The sequence below is a fragment of the Aquimarina sp. EL_43 genome (assembly GCF_943422735.1).
Taxonomy (GTDB): Bacteria; Bacteroidota; Bacteroidia; order Flavobacteriales; family Flavobacteriaceae; genus Aquimarina; species Aquimarina megaterium.
The window spans coordinates 760,946-783,971 of sequence record NZ_CALSBR010000001.1 but is presented as its reverse complement, the minus strand read 5'-3'; the positions used below and the strand labels follow the sequence as shown (position 1 = coordinate 783,971).

The 23,026-nt window shown below is 34.5% G+C and carries 21 protein-coding genes and 1 pseudogene; all 22 read left to right on the top strand.

From position 1 onward, the window contains the following. Nucleotides 1–103: 103 nt before the first annotated feature. The 22 genes and pseudogenes from NNL09_RS03575 (at nucleotide 104) to NNL09_RS03470 (ending at nucleotide 23,021) form a co-directional block, all read left to right on the top strand. The gene (locus NNL09_RS03575; RefSeq protein ID WP_196909149.1) at nucleotides 104–505 is read left to right on the top strand and encodes a hypothetical protein; all 402 of its coding nucleotides are present in this window, start codon (nucleotides 104–106) and stop codon (nucleotides 503–505) included. Between the two features lie 172 nt (nucleotides 506–677). Next, nucleotides 678–1,685 (top strand): NAD(P)-dependent oxidoreductase, encoded by a 1,008-nt coding sequence (locus NNL09_RS03570; RefSeq protein WP_196909148.1) that lies wholly within the window; start codon nucleotides 678–680, stop codon nucleotides 1,683–1,685. Further along, entirely contained in the window at nucleotides 1,682–2,695 is a 1,014-nt protein-coding gene (locus tag NNL09_RS03565) for a glycosyltransferase family 2 protein (protein WP_196909147.1), read from the top strand. Before NNL09_RS03570 ends, NNL09_RS03565 begins: the two co-directional genes overlap by 4 nt. 96 nt (nucleotides 2,696–2,791) lie before the next feature. Further along, nucleotides 2,792–4,648, top strand: coding sequence for a precorrin-4 C(11)-methyltransferase (gene cobM / locus NNL09_RS03560; protein WP_196909146.1), 1,857 nt, complete (start codon nucleotides 2,792–2,794; stop codon nucleotides 4,646–4,648). Then, the gene (locus NNL09_RS03555; RefSeq protein WP_196909145.1) at nucleotides 4,645–5,382 is read left to right on the top strand and encodes a precorrin-6A/cobalt-precorrin-6A reductase; all 738 of its coding nucleotides are present in this window, start codon (nucleotides 4,645–4,647) and stop codon (nucleotides 5,380–5,382) included. The genes cobM and NNL09_RS03555 overlap by 4 nt, the downstream gene beginning before the upstream one ends. Before the next feature lie 90 nt (nucleotides 5,383–5,472). Continuing rightward, on the top strand, nucleotides 5,473–6,570 hold the full coding sequence (locus NNL09_RS03550; RefSeq protein WP_231389148.1) for a cobalt-precorrin-5B (C(1))-methyltransferase: 1,098 nt from the start codon (nucleotides 5,473–5,475) through the stop codon (nucleotides 6,568–6,570). Further along, entirely contained in the window at nucleotides 6,567–7,277 is a 711-nt protein-coding gene (locus tag NNL09_RS03545) for a hypothetical protein (RefSeq protein WP_196909144.1), read from the top strand. The genes NNL09_RS03550 and NNL09_RS03545 overlap by 4 nt, the downstream gene beginning before the upstream one ends. Before the next feature lie 82 nt (nucleotides 7,278–7,359). Further along, entirely contained in the window at nucleotides 7,360–7,812 is a 453-nt protein-coding gene (locus tag NNL09_RS03540; RefSeq protein ID WP_196909143.1) for a tRNA (cytidine(34)-2'-O)-methyltransferase, read from the top strand. Between the two features lie 398 nt (nucleotides 7,813–8,210). Beyond that, nucleotides 8,211–9,875 (top strand): VWA domain-containing protein, encoded by a 1,665-nt coding sequence (locus NNL09_RS03535; protein ID WP_196909142.1) that lies wholly within the window; start codon nucleotides 8,211–8,213, stop codon nucleotides 9,873–9,875. A 199-nt stretch (nucleotides 9,876–10,074) separates the two neighbouring features. Then, nucleotides 10,075–11,370 (top strand): cobyrinate a,c-diamide synthase, encoded by a 1,296-nt coding sequence (locus NNL09_RS03530; protein WP_196909141.1) that lies wholly within the window; start codon nucleotides 10,075–10,077, stop codon nucleotides 11,368–11,370. Further along, entirely contained in the window at nucleotides 11,361–15,107 is a 3,747-nt protein-coding gene (gene cobN / locus NNL09_RS03525) for a cobaltochelatase subunit CobN (RefSeq protein WP_196909140.1), read from the top strand. The genes NNL09_RS03530 and cobN overlap by 10 nt, the downstream gene beginning before the upstream one ends. 106 nt (nucleotides 15,108–15,213) lie before the next feature. Continuing rightward, nucleotides 15,214–15,657, top strand: coding sequence for an acetyltransferase (locus NNL09_RS03520; RefSeq protein ID WP_196909139.1), 444 nt, complete (start codon nucleotides 15,214–15,216; stop codon nucleotides 15,655–15,657). Between the two features lie 130 nt (nucleotides 15,658–15,787). Then, nucleotides 15,788–16,603: a helix-turn-helix domain-containing protein gene (locus tag NNL09_RS03515; RefSeq protein WP_196909138.1), complete on the top strand. Its 816-nt coding sequence runs from the start codon at nucleotides 15,788–15,790 to the stop codon at nucleotides 16,601–16,603. 76 nt (nucleotides 16,604–16,679) lie between these two features. Beyond that, entirely contained in the window at nucleotides 16,680–17,177 is a 498-nt protein-coding gene (locus NNL09_RS03510; protein ID WP_196909137.1) for a VOC family protein, read from the top strand. A gap of 158 nt (nucleotides 17,178–17,335) precedes the next feature. Next, nucleotides 17,336–17,764, top strand: a complete 429-nt coding sequence (locus NNL09_RS03505) for a hypothetical protein (RefSeq protein WP_196909136.1) — start codon at nucleotides 17,336–17,338, stop codon at nucleotides 17,762–17,764. A 16-nt stretch (nucleotides 17,765–17,780) separates the two neighbouring features. Beyond that, a pseudogene (locus tag NNL09_RS03500) lies at nucleotides 17,781–17,927 on the top strand (DUF2200 family protein); the annotation flags it as partial. Nucleotides 17,928–18,002: 75 nt separating this feature from the next. Continuing rightward, entirely contained in the window at nucleotides 18,003–18,758 is a 756-nt protein-coding gene (locus NNL09_RS03495; RefSeq protein WP_196909135.1) for a hypothetical protein, read from the top strand. Between the two features lie 235 nt (nucleotides 18,759–18,993). Then, entirely contained in the window at nucleotides 18,994–19,749 is a 756-nt protein-coding gene (locus tag NNL09_RS03490; RefSeq protein ID WP_196909134.1) for an alpha/beta fold hydrolase, read from the top strand. Nucleotides 19,750–19,835: 86 nt separating this feature from the next. After that, entirely contained in the window at nucleotides 19,836–21,053 is a 1,218-nt protein-coding gene (locus NNL09_RS03485) for a DUF418 domain-containing protein (RefSeq protein WP_196909133.1), read from the top strand. A 194-nt stretch (nucleotides 21,054–21,247) separates the two neighbouring features. Next, nucleotides 21,248–21,829 carry a fibrobacter succinogenes major paralogous domain-containing protein gene (locus NNL09_RS03480; protein WP_196909132.1) on the top strand — a complete coding sequence of 194 codons (582 nt, stop codon included), beginning with the start codon at nucleotides 21,248–21,250 and terminating at the stop codon, nucleotides 21,827–21,829. 233 nt (nucleotides 21,830–22,062) lie between these two features. Beyond that, nucleotides 22,063–22,608, top strand: coding sequence for an RNA polymerase sigma factor (locus NNL09_RS03475; protein ID WP_025663056.1), 546 nt, complete (start codon nucleotides 22,063–22,065; stop codon nucleotides 22,606–22,608). Next, nucleotides 22,605–23,021, top strand: a complete 417-nt coding sequence (locus tag NNL09_RS03470) for a hypothetical protein (protein WP_025663055.1) — start codon at nucleotides 22,605–22,607, stop codon at nucleotides 23,019–23,021. Before NNL09_RS03475 ends, NNL09_RS03470 begins: the two co-directional genes overlap by 4 nt. Nucleotides 23,022–23,026: the final 5 nt, after the last annotated feature.

Sequence of the window (23,026 nt, the reverse complement as noted above, 5' to 3'; positions counted from 1 at the left end):
TATCTGGTTTGCTCGTTTTTAATAAAATTCACGGTTTCCAGTGTGTTCTTCACTTCATATAGTGTATACTTTTGTGTCTAAGTATTAGGAAAAGAACATGATTATGAAAAAAAATAAACTACTTAGTTTACTAATGATAGGTGTTGCTGTTCTATATTCTTATAGAAAGGATGTTGATATGTCCGAACTTGACATCAAAAAGATAGAAATAGAAACAGGGGTAGAAGAAACCAACAATGTTATAAGTACTATTTTTTCTGAAAAATTCCTTACCAATAATCTTATTTTAGAAGATCTAGATACAAAGAACATTCCATTACAGAATGTTGAAATTATTATTGATGAAGCAACAAAAACTAACGATGATAATAGGTGTGTCACTTACGAAAACATTTTATTGAATGAAGGTTATTGCCCAGGATCAAACACAGAAGACTTGATCGAATCACTCACAAATACCCGCATAACACCATTTCTCATATTGGATTATCGTTATAGACTCTAGAATCATTAACGTTTGGTTGTAAAGCCTGTTATATAAGAGTGTAAATAACAGAAAGCTTGTTTCAAGCTCTATAATAGATCTTGAAAATAATTCATTTTAAACAAAATCTGTCCCATATATGATCAATTTATGTAGGTTTGCCAAATGAAACGAGCATTAAAAATTTAAACGTGTGAAAATAACTTCACTTGTAACTGGCGGAGCAGGATTTATAGGTTCGCATGTGGTCAATCATTTACTAAAACAAAATCACCAGGTTATAGTTTTAGATGATCTTTCTGGAGGAGATAAAGAGAATATAAACCCAGCCGCACTATTTTATGAAGGGTCGATACTAGACGTTACTTTAATACATACTCTTTTTGACGAGTATAAGTTCACTTATGTTTATCATTTGGCTGCCTATGCGGCAGAAGGGTTAAGTCATTTTATTAGAAATTTCAATTATCAGAATAATCTGATCGGTAGTGTTAATCTGATTAATGCATCGGTAGCTCATGAGGTAAAATGTTTTGTTTTCACCTCTTCTATTGCAGTCTATGGAACAAATACATTGCCATTGGTAGAAACACAATTTCCGCAACCAGAAGATCCGTACGGAATAGCAAAGTATGCCGTAGAATTAGATTTAATAAATGCACATAAGATGTTTGGTATGGATTATATCATTTTTAGGCCTCATAATGTATACGGAAGACATCAAAATATAGGAGATAAGTATCGTAATGTTGTAGGGATATTTATGAATCAGATTCTGGAAAATAAACCGTTAACTATTTTTGGAGATGGTAAGCAAACCAGAGCTTTTACACATATTGATGATATTGCACCTTATATTGCTAATTCGGTAACAGTACCCGAAGCATATAATACAGTTTTTAATATAGGAAGTGATACAGTTTACTCTGTAAAAGAGCTGGCAATAGCAGTTAGTAATGCAATGCAATCAGAACTGAATATAGAGCAATTAGAAAAACGGGAAGAAGTGACTCATGCCTATGCTAATCATTCAAAATTTGATACTGTTTTTAACCCCAAAAAACATATAGATTTAGAGAAAGGGCTTTTAGAAATGGCCAAATGGGTAAAAACTCATGGGGCGCGTTCTAGTAAAGAATTCCAAAACATTGAAATAACAAAAAAGCTACCGAGTTCCTGGAGAAAACCTTTAAAGCAATGACAGATCAACCACTAGTTACTATTATAATGGCCGTTAAAGATACGGCTCCCTATTTGAGGGATTGCTTAGATTCTATTTTGGCACAAACGTATCAAAATTGGGAACTTATTGCGGTAAATGATCACTCATCTGATGATAGTCCGAAAATTTTGCAGGAATATGCTGAAAAAGACTCCAGAATTCGATTTTTTAATAGTGATAGACCTAAATTAATCCCAACACTACAAGTAGGATATGCAGAAACCAGAGGAACGTTGATTAACAGAATGGATTCTGATGATAAAATGCCAGCGTATAAAATAGAAGTACTTGTAGAAGAATGGAGTAAACACGGAAAAGGCACTGTGATTGCAGGAGGAACTGAGCATTTTGTTGACGAGGGAGTTGTAGGTGATGGGTTTCTTAAATATGAAAAATGGCTTAATGAAGTTGCTAGAACAAGTACTCACTATCAAGAGATTTATAGAGAATGTGTGATCCCATCTCATTGTTGGTTACTACACAAAGAGGATTTTGATGCGGCAGGAGCTTTTGATCCGATTATATATCCAGAAGATTACGACCTCTGTTTTCGATTTTACAGACTGGGTTTAACAGTTGTTGGGATTGATAAAATTCTACATCACTGGAGAGACCGATCTAATAGAATTTCACGTACCTGGGACGAATACAAAGACAATCGATATTTTGATCTTAAGCTACGCTTTTTCTATGAATTAGATAGAGATAAAACACGACCTTTGGTACTATGGGGCGCAGGAAAAAACGGAAAAGATATGGCCAAGCTCTTGCAATCTTATAACGATAAATTTCATTGGGTATGTGATAATGAGAGAAAAATAGGAAAGGATATTTATGGGGTACGATTAGAGCATTATGATGATGTTAAAACACTCGAGGATACACAAATCATTATTGTAGTCGCATCTCCAACAGGGAAAAAAGAAATAGAAGAATTACTCCTCTTATGGAATAAAAAGCCTGTTGTTGATTTTTGGTTTTTTGCATAACAGATATGCATAATCTTAATAAACATTTTTTAAGACGTTAATAACCTAATATCTTTGCGTTGTAGGAGAATTTAATAGCTTTTTCAAAAAAAACACATGTCAGAACACACTATAAAAGTTGCAATACTCTGTTTTACAGATCAGGGATTGTCTATTGCTAAAACCTTGCAAAAAGAATTTTACCGCTCTAAGTTGTTTACAACAAGAACAGTAGAGGTTAATAAAGATATAAAACAAATCAATTCGGTAGCAGAGTTGATAGAAGATTCCTTTCATAACTATGATGCATGGGTTTTTGTAGGTGCATTAGGGATTTGTGTGCGTAGTATCGCCCCACATATCAAGGATAAAGCAAGTGATCCTGCTGTGATTAATGTTGATGATCAGGGAAAATTTGTACAAGCTGTACTTAGCGGTCATATTGGTAAAGCCAATACACTCACAGCCCAAATTAGTAGAATTCTTAATGCTCAAGCCGTATTATCTACATCTAGTGATTTACAAAACCTATGGGCACTGGATACGTTGGCAGAAACCTATGGATGGAAAATGAAAAGCTCTATTCCTATAAATAAGATCATATCATTGTTTGTAAACAGGAAGTCTACCGCATTAATTCTAAAAGTTAAGAATAAAGGAGTTCAATATTTGGAGAAAACCTGTCCGGATTTTGTAGATGTTTATTATGATCAGAAAGATTTTGAACATAGCGACTATGAATTAATACTATATGTGGGTTATGAAATTATGGCTACAGAGACTCCTGTTCTTTCTTTCTACCCTCCTTGTGTGGCATTAGGTAGTGGATGTGCAAAAGATATAGAGCCTCAACTCCTAATGAAAGGATTAGAGTCTGCATTACAAGAACAACATATCGCGATAGAAAGTATCTACGCTATAGGATCTGCAACTATTAAGAATGAGGAACAGGCATATCTTGATTTTGCAGCGTATCATAATATTCCTTTTATTACCTATACCAGTGAAGAACTTAATACTATTACAGTTGCCAATCCTTCAGAAGTTGTAAAGAAAAAAGTAGGTGTTTATGGCGTTTCTGAAGCCGCTGCGGCATTAATAGCAGGTCAATCAACATGGTTGGTCGAAAAAACAAAAGCACTCACATCATCTGGTAAGAAATTTACCTATGCATTAAGTTTGTCGGTCAGATATGAACGCAAAGCAAGTATTGCAATTGTAGGTGCAGGATCGGGAGATCCAGAACTATTAACCTTAAAAGGGCAGTACATTTTGGAAAATGCTGACTGTATTTTATATGCAGGGAGTTTGGTGCCAGAAGCTTTGACACATATGGCAAAAGAAGGCGCATTAGTGCGTAATTCTGCATCGATGACCTTAGAAGAGCAAATAATGATTATTGATCAATATTATGAACAAGGAAAATCTATTGTACGCTTACATTCTGGAGATCCTTCTATATATGGAGCGATACAGGAACAGATGACTATTTTTGATGAAAAAGGATACGACTATTATATCGTTCCGGGAATTTCCTCATTTCAGGCGGCAGCTGCATATCTCAAATCAGAATTTACTATTCCCGAAGTAGCACAGACTATTATTCTTACCCGAGGAGAAGGAAATACACCAATGCCAGAACACGAAAAAATTGCAGATATGGCAAAATTAAGAGCTACCATGTGTATTTTCTTAAGTGTAGGTATCGCTAAAAAAATACAAGCACAACTTCTAGAACATTATCCAGAAAATACACCATTGGCGGTACTATATCGTGTGAGTTGGGAAGATGAAGAAGTATGGACAGGTACCCTCTCAGAACTAACTACTATCATCAAAAAAAATAAGCTAACTCGTACGGTGCTTATTGTAGTTGGCGAAGCTGTAGGCGCTCGTAAAAACAGATCGTGGTTATATGATGATAAATGGCACCATATCTTTAGAAAAAAAGAAAAAGAAATTCAATCTTCATGATACTCGTTTTTGGAGGCACTACGGAAGGAAAAAAAGTTGCCAAAATATTGGATGAACTAGAATATCCGTATTACTATTCAACCAAAACAAAAGTGGATTATGAAGGGAAAGGAATTCCTATAGATGGAGTAATGACAACTTCTCTCTTAGAGAATTTTTGCAAGAAACATGAGATTACACATATTATTAATGCTTCTCATCCTTTTGCGGTGCAATTGCATCAAATGATTGCAGATATTTCGATCGCATTGCCTTTAATACGTTTTCAAAGACAGTTTTCTCCAAGAATACTAGATCAAAACGTATCTTATGTAGATAGCTTTGAAGAAGCGATACGCTATTTTAACAAAAATAAGTATAGTTCATTACTGGCACTTTCGGGAGTGCAAACTATTGCTAAATTACGATCCTACTGGAAGAATCACCTTACCTGGTTTCGTATTTTGGATCGGGATAGCTCTAGAGCGATTGCCGATGAGGCTGGATTTCCAAAAACAAAATTATTATTTGGATATCCACAGTCTAAGACCGCCGAAATGGAGTTGTTTACCAAACTATCTCCAGACATAATTTTTACTAAAGAAAGTGGAAGTAATGGAAAACTGGAAGAAAAAATAGCTGCGGCCCAAGCCTTACATATCCCGATAGTGATTCTTAAAAAACCAAAAATTTCTAATCGATATCTTTGTATCGATACTAAAGCAGCGTTAATTGAAATGATTACTAACGAATAAAGAACCTTTAGACCTCACAGGTCTCTAAGACCTGTGAGGTCTGCGCCTTCATCGAAAATGCAGTTTTATTAAATTTATTAAGTAAAAATATTGAGCGAACTACAAGACATACCAGATAGGCCTTTACGAAGAGGATATACCACAGGAGCTTGTGCCACTGCTTGTGTTAAAGCCGCGTTATGGAGTTTGGTTACCCAACAGGAGATTACCGAAACACAAGTGCAATTACCTATAGGTGAAATCGCTACATTTCGAGTTCAATCCAATACGTTAACACAAAAGGAGGCTGCATATTCGACAATAAAAGATGCAGGCGATGATCCTGATGTAACTCATAATGCAGAGATCATGGCTACTGTATCTCTTAATAATACAGGAGGTATTCTTTTTGAAAGAGGAAAAGGAGTGGGGTTAATTACTTTACCAGGCTTAGAAATACCTGTAGGAGAACCCGCCATTAATCCAGTCCCCAGGGATATGATGCGTATCGTTTGTAAAAAGATAATATCAGATTATCAGCTCGAGAGATACGGAGTAACCATTACAATATCGGTGAAAAACGGAGAAGAGCTTGCTAAAAAAACATTGAATAGTCGCTTAGGGATATTACATGGAATTTCAATATTAGGAACCACGGGTATTGTTACTCCGTTTTCTGCGGCATCTTATATTGCTAGTATTCAACAAGGGATTGATGTTGCTGTTGCAAATGGTATGACAGAATTATTAATAAACTCTGGAGCACGTAGTGAGAAGATGTTGAGGTCTATATTTCCTAATATTTCAGAAGTATCTTGTATACATTACGGAAACTGGATACAGGAAACTTTTGAAAAAATTGATCAATCTCCCCAGATTACCAAGGTGTCTATGGGGATTATGCTAGGAAAAGCAGCAAAATTAGCACAAGGTAGAACGAATACACATAGTGGAAAAGCAACATGGGACAAAGATTTTATATATCAGCTGGCTATATCAGCAGGATATCCAGAGGAAATTGCTAACAAAGTTTTAGCATTAAATATGGCAGGACGTCTCCGGGAAATTTTTACTTTTACAGCCCAAGAAAATTTTTATCAAAAATTAATAGAAGAATGCCATTATCATTGTCAGAAAATAGCACCAAATGTAACAATTGCTATGTATTTGATTAATAATGATGGAACTCACATATCATACACTATATGAACATCATGAATCTTGCTCGCCCTCTGATCGCAGGGGTTTTACATTCTTTTGAACCAGATCACATGTCTGCGGTATCCGTATTGGCAGCAGAAAATGCTATTCAGAAAAAGAAAGTATCTTTTAAAACTGCATTTACAGCGTCTCAATGGGCATTTGGACATTCGGTGACTTTGTTGATGTTTGGAGGGATTGCGTTAGCATTTAGAGCTGCCCTACATACATTTGTAGAGAGTATCTCTTTTTGGGCAGAATTTTCTGTCGGTCCAATTATGATTTGGCTAGGTGTAATGGCTATTCGAAGAAATCATAAGATTAATGAGATGATGGCAGATCATAAAAAAATAGAAGCACATGAACATGCAGCTAATAACCCTATTCATCTACATGGAAAAAGAGGTGAAGAAATTGCGATGAACCCTATTAACAGGTCGTTTTGGATAGGAATGTTACATGGGTTGGCAGGTACAGGAGGTGCACTTACTTCTGCATTAATTATTAGTGCAGACACAATCTCTGATGCTATCCTGATATTAATAGTAGAATCTATCGGGATTATCTTTTCTATGGCAGTATATAGTTATGTGTTGATCTTTACCATGAGTCGTTTTATAGAGCGTAATATATCTATATTTAAATGGATGAATGGTGTTATTGGTGTCATTTCGATAGTAGTGGGGTGCATCGTATTACAAAGTGTACTTTTTTGAATGATTTTGTAACTCTAACCCCTGGCTTAGTATTGAATAAATTAAAGACCAGACTCCATTTAATCCCTAAAAGACTATAAGAATGGCATATAATATTGTACTTGTAGAACCAGAAATCCCCATGAATACGGGTAATATTGGTAGACTTAGTTTAGCATCGGGATCAAATCTACATTTGGTAAAACCATTTGGGTTTGAATTAAGTGATTCGAGATTAAAAAGAGCCGGGTTGGATTATTGGAAACATATCTCGGTACATATGTATGATAGTATAGATGAGTTTTATGCTATACATAAAGGAAAAAACATGGTATACCTATCGAGTCATGCAGAAAAAGACTATTGTTCTATACCTTATGAAGATGATCTATTTTTTGTCTTTGGAAAAGAATCTACCGGTTTGTCAAAAACTATAACAGAAAAATATCCTGATCAACTCTATAAAATCCCAATATACAGTGATAAAGTAAGGAGTTTAAACTTAGCCAATGCAGTGAGTATTGTAGTCTATGAAGGGATAAGAAATATTAGATAACCCTTAGTTATACCTTATAGAGTCAAATTTTTAACTTTTGTTGTACAAATTTTAACTAAGCCGATCCTATAATGGGCCTTTTAGACCTTCTGATGGGTCTTTTTGACGAAGTGTTTAACCATTGACCTTCAATTTTGAGACGAATAGGTCCAAATTTCAATCAATTACCTTAAAATTTGGACTTGATGAGTTAAAATTTGAACGATCACTATCTAAAATTGAACTACTTGAGTTAAACTAAGGATCTTTTTGATCCATCGGAAGGTCTTTTGGGTTAAATAAAGAATCTCTAAAAGTCATTATGTATTGAATTATCCGAATAGTGGATATTTCATTATAATATTATATAATCTACCAGCGTCTAATTCCGTATTTTTACCAATCATACAAAAATACAGATGAAACCAAAATATACCTATCCTTTTACTGCCATCCCCGATCAGGAAGATCTAAAATTATGTTTGTTACTTAATCTGGTAGATCCAAGTATAGGTGGAGTGCTGGCAACAGGAGATAAAGGTACTGCAAAAACCACTATGGTACGAGGATTGAGTCAGTTGATGGGAGAAGATTTTCCATTTGTTAACTTACCTATTGGTGCTACCGAAGATCGGGTATTAGGGAGCATTAATCTAGAGGCATTGATTAACCAGAAAACTACGATTGTAGATAAAGGGTTATTATCGCAGGCGCATCAAGGGTTTTTGTATATCGATGAGGTAAACCTCCTGAATGATTATCTAATGGATATATTATTAGACGCTTCGGCAACAGGAGGATATCACCTAGAGCGTGAAGGAATCTCTCAATGGATGGATAGTCGTTTTTGTCTAGTAGGTACTATGAATCCAGAAGAAGGAGCCCTGCGCCCACAGTTATTAGATCGATTTGGATTAAGTGTTACTATCCAGACTCCCAAAGAAATGAAGACACGTACCAAAATTGCAATGCAACGTCTTAGTTTTGATAGTGATCCGATAGTATTTTATAATCGGTTTCAAGAAGAAGAACAGACAATTAAGAATCAGGTGATTTCTGCCAGACGTACACTTAATGATGTAATTATTCCAGAATCGATACAAGAACAGTGTGCTGTATTAACTATAGCTAATCAGGTAGAAGGAATGCGCGCAGATATCTTACTTTTAAAAACAGCAAGAGCGTATGCAGCATTTTATAATGAGAAACAGATAACTACAGAAATGGTGGATAGTATAGCACCTTTTGTATTGCAACACCGTGCAAAAGAATATACGCCTCCAACAGATCAGAATAAAGAAAACCCTTCTGATACAGAAAATCATACTCCCAAGGAAGAAACGGCACCTCAAAACGAGCAAAATAATACAGCATTTCAATTGCCAAAGGCTGTACAACAAGGATTGAAATTTTCGGCTTCAAAGGCAACTAAAAAACAAGAAGTCCTTTTAGATACTCAGCAGAAATTATATTCGGTATCACATCTGGCAGAACGACAAGAAGAAATATCAGTACTGAAATCTGTACAACAATATCTAAAGACAGGGAAATTTACAACAGTATATAAACAAGCAACACAGAAAGCAGTAGCACGTATTATATTCCTGGTAGATACCAGTGCTTCTATGGCCCTAGATCAGCAAATGGCATATTTAAAGGGAATCATAGAGAAAACAATTATGTCATATCCTCTGCAAAAAATCCAGTATGCTATTGTTGGATTACAGGATACTACAGCCAAAATTATCCAGGAGTTTACATCCAATACAGGACAAATTTCGAATATAAATCATCAATTAAAAACAGGAGGAAAAACGAATTTGGGAGCTGCTTTTTTTAAAGTATATGAACTACTGCGATCTGTAAATACGCAAACTGTACAATTATTTGTCTTTACAGATGGAAAAATAAATGCAGGAGCAGAAAACCCATTTCAATATGCGGTTTCTACCTATAAAAAATATCTGGCTAGGATTCAAAAAACTACTGTTATTGATACAGAAACAGGGTTTGTACGATTAGGTAAAGCCAGGCAATTAGCACAACAACTAAAACTGAAGTACACTACAGTTTCTGATTTTTAATGATGTAAATAATTATGTATATAGAAATATACAAGTATAAAAAAGAATGTCACCCTGAGCTTGTCGAAGGACATTTATACAATAATTTGCTTAGACAAGATCAGTATGACAATGAATCGACCAAATTACACCAATTCAAATTTTATAATCTAACCTCTAACAGCGAAACGATCTAAAACCTCAATTCTTTCTAAACGATATGTCCAAAGCATTTTTAATAGCTGCCCCGTGGAGTAATTCGGGAAAAACGACACTTACCCTAGGAATGTCTCGTTGGTATAGTAACCAGGGAAATACTGTGCAAACTTTTAAATGCGGACCCGACTATATTGATACAATTCACCATAGTACTGCTGCGCGCAAATCAGCTGTAAATTTAGATACTGTAATGATGCCTGAGGAGCATGTAAAAACCGTTTTCGAACGGTATAGTGCATCTGCCGATATTAGTATTGTAGAAGGAGTAATGGGCTTGTTTGATGGAGCAGTAAAAGACCAAGGAAGCTCGGCAGCAATAGCTAAATTGTTAGATATTCCGGTGATTCTGGTGGTTAATGCCAGTGCTATGGCATATACGATTGCCCCAATCTTACACGGGTTAAAAACGTTTGACCCCAAAGTTAAGATCGCTGGTGTTATTTTTAATTTTATAAAAACAGAATCACATTATGCTTTCCTTAAAGAAGCATGCGATACTGTTGGTATTCAATCGTTAGGATACATTCCGCCGAATGATGAAATTGCAATTCCCTCACGCCATTTGGGGTTACATATCGATGGTACTTTTGAAAACGGTATCGAAAAAGCAGCATCACATATTGCAGCTCATGTATCATTACCTACACTTTTAGAATGCGCAAAAATAGTTCCTAAAATAGATCAGGAAACATCAGCTATTATAATTTCTGAAAAAAAATATAAGATAGCTATAGCAAAAGATGAGGCATTTACATTTACCTATCTCCAAAATCTAAAATGGTTAGAAGCTATTGGAGAGCTCATATATTTTAGCCCGATTCATGATCAGGAACTCCCTGAAGCAGATATGATTTATCTGGCAGGAGGATATCCCGAATTGTATCTTGAAATGTTATCTGATAATATAGCAATGCGAAATCAATTAAAAAAAGCTGCAGATCGAGGAGTAAAAATCTTGGCAGAATGTGGTGGGATGATGTACCTGGGAAATACCATTATTGATGAAAAAGGTAAGGAATATGATATGGTAGGAATATTTCCGTTTAATACCTCTATGCAAAACAAAAAATTATCTTTAGGATATCGAAAAGTAGCGTATAACGGATTAGAAATTTGGGGGCATGAATTTCATTATTCCAAAGTGCTAAATGATGATAGCATACCAATAGTAGGTCAAGTGTTCTCGGCAAGAGAAAAAGAAGTTACCACAAAAATATATCAACATAAAAACGTATATGCCAGCTACATTCATTTGTATTGGGCAGCGTTAGAAGAAGCTGTAGACTTATGCATTTAATCGCAACCATACCCGGAGGGTGGAACCCCAATGATGATGGTATTTTTTATATTGATCAGCAACCGGGCGATATTGTATTTCTGAGTGCCGGAGATACCGAAATTCATACTTTAAATGAGGCGTACAAGGAACTATATAAAACCGAAGGTGACAAGTTGCCTAGTCTACGAATGACTAACCTGGTATATCTCAAACAAGAATTGACTATAGATACCTATCTTGAAGAAGTATTAAGTAAGGCCAAAGTCATTGTTTGTAGTATGCTAGGAGGAATCAGCTATTACAAATACTTAGTTGAGTCCCTGGTGAGTTTACAAGAGCAAACGGGTAATACAATATTGTTTTTACCAGCTCATGAACCTGATTTTGAATTGATGCAATTGTCATCGGTCGATATACAGATTGTACATCAGTGCCGACAATATTTACAGGAAGGAGGAAAAGAAAATGCGATTGGATTAATGAACTATTTGCGGACTCAATTTTTTGACACCAAACTTCTCATTACTCCTGCTATATCTATTTCAGAGGTGTTTTTATATACCAAAACATTAGGAATGACGACCCAAGAGGCTTTAGAAAATACTATGGATATTTCTAAACCTAATGTGGCATTACTAGGATATCGTACTCATTTCTTGTCTGATAATATGGAGCCATTGCATGCGATGAGTACAGCGCTTCAGGAACGAGGAATGAATGCTTTTGTGGTTTTTGCAAGTAACTTGCGAGATCCTAAATTATTAGATCAGGTACAAGCATTAATGACTCATGATGGGAAGCGCGTAGTGCACACCATTATCAATACTACGGGGTTTACGATCAAGCCTATGGATGGTTCAGCGTTTATTTTCGAAAAACTTAAAACTCCTGTCCTGCAAGCCATATTTTCTACAGCGAATAAAGAAGTATGGGAAGAAGGGCTCTTTGGTTTACCACCTACAGATATTGCTATGAATATTGCCTTGCCCGAAATTGATGGGCGGATTATCGGTCGAGCGGTTTCGTTTAAAAAAGAAATTAGTAAAGATACACTTACCGATAGTTCTATTTTAAAGTATGAAGCCCATATTCCTGCCTGTGATTTTATGGCAGAATTAGCCCAGCGATGGGCAACATTGCAGTATAAAAAAAATATAGATAAAAAGGTAGCGGTCATTTTACCGAATTACCCTAATAAGGATAGTCGTCTCGCAAATGGAGTAGGCCTCGATACACCCGAAAGCTGCATTGTTTTATTAGATACGCTTAAAGCGGAAGGATATGATGTAGGAGAGCAACTACCAAAAAGTGGTACAGAGTTAATGCATTGGATTACACAGGTAACTACAAATGACGTTACCACCGCGATGACCAGACCACATGCATTAGTTTTTGATCGAGCAGATTTTGATGTATGTTTTTCTGCATTGTCTTCAACACTAAAAAATAAAGTAATAACGCAATGGGGGAAACCAGAAGATGATCCGTATTATACCGGTGATGGATTTATAGTGTCTGGATTTTTATTGGGAAATATTTTTGTAAGTATTCAACCATCCCGAGGATACAATCAGGATCCTCAGGCAATCTATCATTCTCCTGATTTACCGCCTACTTATCAATATCTGGCCTATTATTTTTGGTTACAACAAAACTATCAGGCAGATGCTGTGATTCATTTAGGAAAACATGGGAATCTGGAGTGGTTGCCTGGGAAAAGTGTTTCACTAGATCCCGAAACTTGTTTCCCTGCAGCTGTTTTTGGGGCATTACCGCATTTTTATCCGTTTATCATTAATGACCCGGGAGAAGGAACACAAGCAAAACGACGTAATCAAGCCGTGATCATAGACCATTTAATTCCGCCGATGACCCGAGCAGAAAGTTACGGTAGTCTAATGAAGCTAGAACATCTGGTAGATGAATATTATGAAGCTTCTACCCTAGACCCCAAACGATCGCGAGTATTAGAAAAGGAAATAGCTGATCTGGTTACCCAAACCAAACTCAATGTAGATTTGGGAATCGCTTCAGATGATGTAGATGAGTTATTAGTCAAATTAGATGGGTATTTATGTGAATTAAAAGAAGCACAGATTAGGGATGGACTTCATGTTTTTGGAAAAGCTCCTGTAGATGAACAACTCATAGATTTGTTAATTGCCTTGCATCGCGTACCGGGATATCATCAGGAAGGAATCACACAAGCACTGGCCAAAGATTTGGGAATTACCAAAAATATTCTTGAGGTTGCCTATACAGAATCTATGGAGTTGACTATTGAAGGTGTTTTTTGTAAAACGGCAGGACATGTGATTCAACAATTAGAAAGTATTGCAAAAAGACAACTGATAGCATATATTGAAAACGATGTTATAACCGAAGAATATCCTGTATTAAACCAGATGTTACAGTACATCAAATCTACAACTTTGGTTGCGGTACAACAGACTACAGATGAACTACGGTATTTGTTAGGTGGCCTTAATGGGTGTTATGTTCCTTCAGGCCCCTCGGGAGCACCAACACGCGGTCGATTAGATTTGTTGCCTACAGGAAGGAATTTTTATTCTGTTGATGTACGTACCATTCCAACCGAAACGGCCTACCGTTTGGGAGAGAAAAGTGCACAACTCATTATTGATCGATATTTACAGGAAAACGGGGATTATCCCGAAACTATTGGGATTTCGGTATGGGGAACCTCTACCATGCGTACAGGAGGAGATGATATTGGACAGGCATTTGCATTAATGGGAGTACGCCCGTTATGGAAAAATGCTAATCGAAGAGTTACCGATTTTGAAGTAATCCCTTTACTAAAGTTAGGAAGACCCAGAGTAGATGTTACATTACGGATCTCAGGGTTTTTTAGAGATGCATTTCCCGATGTGATCAATCTGTTTAATGCAGTGGTTACACGTTTAGCGAATCTGGATGAATCCATAGAAGATAATCCCATCAGAAAACGGTTTTTAGCAGAACAATCACAGTGGCAAGAGCAAGGATTACCACAAGAAGAAGCTTCGCAACGCGCTTTGTATCGTGTGTTTGGCTCTAAACCGGGAGCATATGGAGCAGGGTTGCAAGCCGTAATCGATGAAAAAAACTGGCAAACCCAGGAAGATCTTGCCAAAGTATATATCAATTGGAGTGGATATGCCTACAGTAATTCTAAAAAAGGAGTTTCTGCACATGAATCATTTCAGTATCGATTGCAAGCAATGCAGATCGTAATGCAAAACCAGGATAACAGAGAACATGATATTTTGGATAGTGATGATTATTATCAGTTTCACGGGGGATTGGCCAATGCCGTAAAGACAGTAAAAGGTAATGAAGCCGAAATCTATTTTGGAGATCATTCTCGACCAGAAACCCCTAAGGTAAAAACATTAAAAGAAGAATTGCTAAAAGTATATCGATCACGAGTAATCAATCCCAAATGGATTGCAGGAGTACAACGGCATGGATATAAAGGAGCATTCGAAATGGCAGCTACTTTAGATTATCTGTTTGCTTATGATGCCACGACAAATCTGATCGATGATTTTATGTATGAAGGTATTACAGAAAGCTATTTGTTAACTCCCGAGAATAAAGAATTTATAACCCAAAATAATCCCTGGGCACTAAAAGATATGAGTGAACGTTTGTTGGAAGCCATACAGCGAGGGATGTGGGCAAATCCATCTGATGAGGTTAAAAAACAATTAGAGGAACTGTATATGGAAGGTGAAGGATTGGTAGAGTAAGTATAGCTTTGTATAAGCTAACAGGTTAATGTCGTAGATCAGGTAAAAACCAGTAGATTTGTAAATACATATACCCTTTATTCCATTGTTGACAGTAATTAAGAGAATGAAACAAAAAACAGATACAATCAATAAAACCGAATACAAGGAAGTAGTAAATGTTTGGGAATCTTCGGTTAGAGCGACTCATCACTTTTTAAAAGAAGAAGACATCGAATATTTTAAACCTCTAATCTTAGACACATACTTGGATGCAGTTGAATTGCGTTGTATAAGGAACAATAAGAAGAAAATAATTGGTTTTGTCGGTATTGCTGAACAAAACTTAGAAATGCTATTCATTCACCCTGAATATAGAGGAAAAAAAATTGGTAAAACATTATTGGAATATGCAATTGATAACTTAAATGTCACGAAAGTTGATGTGAATGAACAGAATGAACAAGCAGTTGGATTTTACAAACATTTCGGGTTTGAAGTAATAGGGCGCTCTGAATTAGATTCTTCTGGGAAACCTTACCCAATTTTACATATGGAATTAAAAAGATAAAACTACTACCAACAATGTTTAAAATTAATACAGGTTTTGGCTAAGTACTTAACCAAAAGGTTGCTATTTTTAATTTCCTTACTAACCATAACTGAGACATTATGTTTCACCTAAGAAAAACAAACAGTTAATGAACTATCAAACTTTTCAGCCTCATCCAGATTTAGAATCGTTAATTAGTTGTTATTGGACTTTGGAAGTTCCTGTAACAGAGGATACGCAGAGACAACGAATAATTCCTGATGGCACAATCGAAATGGCATTTATACTTGGGGATGATATAAAACGATATACCACCGAGGATAATTTTATTATACAACCTCGTTCAATGGTATTAGGGCAAATTATTGATCCTTTTTATATAGAACCAACAGGATATGTTAACACATTTGCAATCCGTTTTTATCCTTATGGTTTTGCCAATTTTGTAACTACACCAATCAAAACATTGGCAAACAAGGAAACGCCAATTGAAATGTTATTTGAAGAAAAAATCGCCAAAAAATTAGAGCAAGACATAATTCAAGCCACAGATACAAAACAAAGAATAGAGATCATCGAATTTTTTCTTCTTAATAAACTCAGTGAACAGGTCACGGTCGACAATATTGTTAAAACAACTATAGATACTCTCTTATCAACAAAGGGGAGTACATCTATACGTGATATTCTTAAAAAAGATGTATCTAAAAGAAGACAACTTGAAAGAATGTTTGTAAAACAAATAGGAATCAGCCCGAAACAGTTGGGTAGAGTAATTCGGTTACAAGGTGCCCTAAAAATGTTACTTAATGAAGAAGGAGAAAGTCTTACTAACATTGCTTATAAAAGTGAATACTATGACCAGGCACATTTTATTAAAGATTTCAAGGAGTTTACAGGAATTAGCCCGAAAGAGTTTTTAGGAAATGAAAACATGACGCTTTCTTCCATTTTCTACAAATGAAATAGATCTGTCGCATTTTTACAATTTCGTTTCTCATAGATAGTTTAACTTTGCCGCAATATTTTAATCAATAAGCATGAGGAGAATAATATGTAGTCTTTTTATAGTAATATTAATCTTGGGTTCTGCTGCTTGTAATAGCACAGATAAACCCAAATTAGAGAGACAAAAGAGTGATTCAGTCATAAATCAAAGTGCAAAAGACATGAAAAATTATATTTCAATTTTTGAAATTCCGGCAACAGATATTTCGCGAGCAATCGAATTTTATCAGGCAATTTTGGATATTAAAATTGAGAAAATGGAAATGCCAGGTATGGAAATGGGTATATTTCCATATGAAGAACAAATGGTTACTGGTGTTATTATGAAAGGAGAAGATTTTAAACCCTCTGCAGATGGTGTGACTATATATCTAAATGGAGGAGACAACCTTCAGGTAATCCTTGATAAAGTCGAGAAAAATAGCGGAAAAATCATTGTTCCCAAAACACCTCATGCCGATGAAAGTGGATATTTCGCATTGTTTCTTGATTCTGAAGGAAATAAAATGGGGTTACATTCTCCAAATTGATTACAGAAAAAAGCAAACGCAAAACAAGGTATAGTAACAATAGCGGTTCGGGTACAAACTCGAACCGATTTTGTGTTTAAATAGGTATATTGCTACATAAAAGGAAGTACCTTTTACAAACCATTACCAAACATTTAAACAGAAATACCAAACTGAATATGCAAATAACATTAGAATATTGGAATACTTTAGCTAATCAAACTATTCTGATAAGTTCTTTATTGAGCGGATTTTCTATTACAGTAGTTGCTAATCTGTTGGTTTCTGATAAGAAAGATAAACTAACCAATAAAATTTTGAAGTCCGCAACGTTATCTGCTGGTTGTTTTCTCGTTACTGTATTTGCAATGATACAAATCTCAATGATAACTACACCAGGAGGATATGTAAAGAATGTTGTTATAAATGACTTTTTAATGCCTAGGATAATTGGGATGCTGACTTTTATGATTGGACTCTTTTCTCTAACAGTTATGATTTCATTATCAGGATGGACCAAATCAAAAAAAGTGGGAATGTTTACAACTATTGTTGGGATAGTAACATTGCTGCTAATTTTTATTACGATGATAAGAATAAACTTTTAATTAAGGATGATACACTAATACTTCCCTTATTACTGATGTAATTTGTGGTTATCGAGTAGAAGACATCGAAAATTTGTTAACACAACAAGTAAGGTACTTAGACAAACTAGTAGACGAATTGGCAAAAGGGCGTAAGATGGATAAGATTTTGCGAGGTGGGTAAGCTAACTTATCTTGTTGAATTGTAACGTTTTGATGTAATTGTGCTCTTATATTTAGCTAATTAAATATAAAAACCATGCAAGCATCAATCAAAAAAAACAAATCACTATTTTATTCAAGCTTTCTTTTTTTGCTATTTCTATTTTTCTTCTCTAATACTATTTTTGCACAGAAAGAACTGCTTTGGTTTGGGACTTACACAGATGAGAACGGAAAAGTACATCAAGGTAGGTATAACATAATCAAGGAGGGTAGGGCTTTAACTAGCATCATTCTCGCTCCATATGGAAGACCTCCAATGCAATTCACTGTTATCAAAAACGATACAGTTCAAAGGTTTGTAGAGATTTCTTGGCCCGATATGCCTAAACGAATAGCAATTCTTATTCAATATACAGATGGTTATTATGCGGGAAACTTTGAAGACGAGACAAAAATACTCCCTATGGTCATTAAGAAATTTAACTTTCAAGATGCACAATTACAAGGAAACTGGTTTAAGCCTAGTGAAATTGAAGTGAAAATTATAGAAAACACGATTAAACTACTAGATTCTAAGAAAAGTTGGAATAAAAATGATAATAGAGTATGTGAATCAAATGATACTTATAGTTTATTTTGTGCACTCTATGAATCATCTATTGTTATTGATGGAGAATATCGTCATTTAAGGCCTGCGATAAAATATGTTAGAGATGCTATACAAGAAAAATATCCTAAAAAATATGATCATGTTCTAGTTGATTTTAATAATGCAGCAGAAATATCTCTAAAAGAATTACATGAAATTTTAAAGTTAGCGAAAGAAAATCTAATTAATGCTATAAAATAGCTATTGTACAACATCAAGTATGTGACCATAGCGGTAATATGATTAATCAAAGGTTCTTGTATATTTGCGATAGCGCAAAGATTTTATGATGAGAAATCATGTAATCAGTACAGAACTATCTATGGCAAGGTAATTTTACTCTGCTACAGGACATTCTTATAACGTTTGCTGCAATAACTAAAAACCAACAACTAATTTAATGATAAGAACTACTATATTTTTAACCTTAATATTAATGTCAACTAATATACGCTCTCAATCACCAAGGAAAGCCGAATCGGTTTCGGTAAATGGAAAAAACATATATTACGAAATTTATGGAGAAGGAAAACCTTTGTTTCTTTTACATGGTTACACACAGTCTTCTAATTCATGGAAACCATATGTCAAAGACTATGAAAAAGATTATGAAGTGTACTTAGTAGATTTAACCGGCCACGGAAGATCGGAACCCTTTAAGCAAGATCTTAATATAAGATCTGTGGCTGAAGATCTTAATTCTCTAATCAAATATTTAAAATTAGAAAAAATCAAAGCGATAGGATTCAGTTTTGGCGGAGATGTACTTTATCAACTTGCCTTAATCAATCCAACTTTGATAGAATGCATGATAACAATTGGCGCAGTAGGGACTTGGACAATTCTTGACTTTCCCGAATATTTAGAAGCATTTACTTTTGAAAATCGAGCCAATTTTCCTTGGCTCAAGACATCTCATGATGGAGATGAACACATCAAAGCAATAATGGATCAGTTTAAAAATTATATTGTCAAACTAAGTGACAAAGAATTACAAAACATAAAACCAGAAGTATTAATCATGATTGGAGATGATGATGAAGGGATGAATCTAAATGAAGTAGTACGTGTGAAGGAAAACCTACCTAATTCTGATCTTTGGATATTACCTAATGTTTCTCATGGGGCCCATGAGGGTGAAACCAGAGAGGAGTTTATCATAAAATCAAAAATGTTTCTAAATAAAAGATAATGCTACTACTCATAATACCTTTTCAGAACATTGAAGTTTGTTATATTTAGCATTGTATACTACAGCACGAAAAAAATACTGTAAAATTGAATGAACAACCGATCAAAGTAAAAAAAAGAATTGATGTATTAGATGTTTTCCGAGGGTTTGCAATTCTCGGAATTTTTGTAGTCAATATTGTGATAATGAATTCGACTTTTCTTAATCAGGATGAATTTGCAAAGCAATGGACTTCAAGTATTGATCAAATTTCGGGTAAAATCCTGCAACTATTTTTTTACACAAAGTTCTTTCCTATCTTCTCTTTGCTTTTTGGCTTAGGAATTTCAATGCAAGCTTTAAAAATGCTTGATAAAGGCAAACTCTCGTTTTCATTCTTTGCGAGAAGAATGTTCATATTATTTCTTTTTGGAGTTTTGCATATCGTATTTTTATGGTCGGGAGATGTTTTAAATCTTTATGCATTACTAGGACTTATAACCATGGTTATGATAAAAAAGTCTAACAAATTAATTCTCACCTTATCAGTAGTTTTCCTCTTCTTTCCTTTTTATGACCAGCTTTTTGAATATGTATTCAACCTTTTAAATTTTAGACCAGAAATTTATTTGAGTGATTATACAGGAGAAACGGTCAACCAAATCATAAAAAATGGAACTTATGTAGAAGGAATACAGTTGAGATTATTAGAATACCTGTCAAACATTCCTATGCTGTTTGGTTTTTTAGCACCAGTAGCTATTTCGATGTTTCTTCTTGGGCTTTATCTTGGTAAAAATAAAATTTATGATTCTTTAGATACATTCATCCAACGAATAAAAAAACCAATGTTGGTTATTGCAGTTATCACTAATATCTACAGAGTATTATTTTTATTTGTACTACCGGACTATGCAATTTATTCTACAGATACTTTTCGACCTGTATTTATAAAATTAATGGTGTTTTCAGACATAGCAATGGGGCTGTTTTATCTTTGGAGTATAGGTTGGTTTTGGTATAACACACGATATAAATTTATAGTATCGCCCTTAAAATATGTTGGTAGAATGGCACTTACAAATTATATAATGCAAAGCTTTATAGGTTTGATCTTATTTTCTTCAATAGGATTTGGTCTTTATGAGACTTTAAGTCCTTCACAGACATTATTAACAGCGATTGTGGTTTTTGTTTTTCAGGTATTACTGAGCAAAATTTGGTTAACGTATTACCAATTTGGGCCATTAGAGTGGATTTGGAGATGCTTAACATATAAAGAACTATTACCCATAAAAAAGGCTACTATATCTGGTAAGGTATAAAGGATATAGTAGTTAAATAATTAGCTAAGGTTTCTTGTATATTTGTTGTAGAACGAGATTTTAGAAAGAAAAAGATATAATGCTTGTACTCACACCAGGCTTAGTATCAATACAACGCTGTAGATAGAGTCTAATAACATTTGATCTCTTTACGACTTGTATTTATAATGTTGTGCATCATAAAAAGCTTAGATATGAATAAATTATTGTATAGAATATTCCTTTTTTATATGATCATTAGTTGTAAAAGTGAAACAACAAAATTGACTGATATTGATGGGAACCAATATTCGATAACTAAGTATGGAGAAACTTTCTGGATGACTGAAAACCTTAAAGTTAGACGAGATATAAATGGAAATAATATAAAATATTTTTTCCCTGATAATAATTCAGGTAATGTTCAATTGTATGGGTTGTTATATGATTTTGAAACTGCATGCAAGGTATGCCCTCAAGGGTGGAGATTACCAAATAATGAGGATTGGGAAAAACTATTTAATTTTTCAAAAGATAATGTAGCAGGCAATTATAAAGATAAACAGTTTTGGAAAGGAGAAATAAATTCAAACGACAGTGGATTTTCTATAAGACCTTCGGGAATAGGGAATAATGAAGAACATCCAAATAATTTTGGAGAAAACACATTGTTTTGGTCAGATTCTAAAGAAGAGGAACATTTTATTTGGACATATATTTTGGAAAAAGGTAAGAATAAAATCAGAAAAGCTTCACAACATCCAACGTATGCTTTTTCTATACGATGTATTAAATAAATCGAGTAATAAGACAACGACATATGAATTTGTATTTACTAAATTAGGTGTTTAAAACACAGATTCTTATCTTTTAGTCTAAACTCTTTTTTCTACTGCACGACTTATATAGTAGCTAGTAAAAAGAAACACTCCTTCATAAATTTTATTTTTTTTCAAAAAAAATATTAAAAAATGCAATAGATTAAAAAAGTATCGTCTTTTTAATCGAAGACCCTTCATAAAAGGTTTTAATGAATTTGGAATCAGAAAACAGTAAAAAGCTTACCGACTTTTTTGGAAGAGAATATGAGTCTCTCAAATGGTATGTGAAAACTAAAATAAGTGACACAGCCAATCGTGATGCAGAAGATATCATCCAGGATGTCGCTCTAAAATTATTTTCTGGAGCAGATCGATATGCTCCAATAAATAATGTAGCTGGTTTCGTTTACAGATCGATAAAAAACAAAATCATTGATGTGATGCGAACTACAAAAAAAACGAATTCGGTAGATGCTGATGAAGATTTAGTAGAGCTGGCAGAGGTACTACACCAATCAAACGATAATTACACTTCTGATCAGATGATAATAGTATTAAAAAAATGCATCGAACAGTTAAAACCAGCATATAAAGATATTATTATAGCTGTAGATTTTGAAGGGTATACATATAGAGAGATTTCAACTAAAACAGGAATTTCTATAGGAACATTAATGTCTAGAAGACATAGAGCAATTGCAGTATTATATAGAAAAATAGAAGTAGAGATTAATAAAAATAAAAATATATTATGACAAATTTTTTCACTCATAAATTTAGAAAAAAGTCACCAGTAGAGATTGTAGGAATAATCATTTTTGGTGCCATAGCGATAACGGGATTAGCCATTTTATTTGGCTTTGTCATTATGTGGTTGTGGAATTGGCTTATGCCCGAGATTTTTGGACTAACAACGCTTACCTATTGGCAAGCTGTGGGAGTATTTATATTATTCAAAATACTTCTTGGTGGTTGTGGTAGTGGTAGCAGTAAAAAATCATCAAAAGATTCACACGATAACTGTAAAAAAGATTCGAAGACTGATTTCTCAAAATGGAAATACTATGATAAATTTTGGAAAGAAGAAGGTGATGAATATTACAAACAATATATCGAACGACAATCAAACCAAGTGCAAGAAGACACTTCAAAACCAGATTCAGAATAACAATA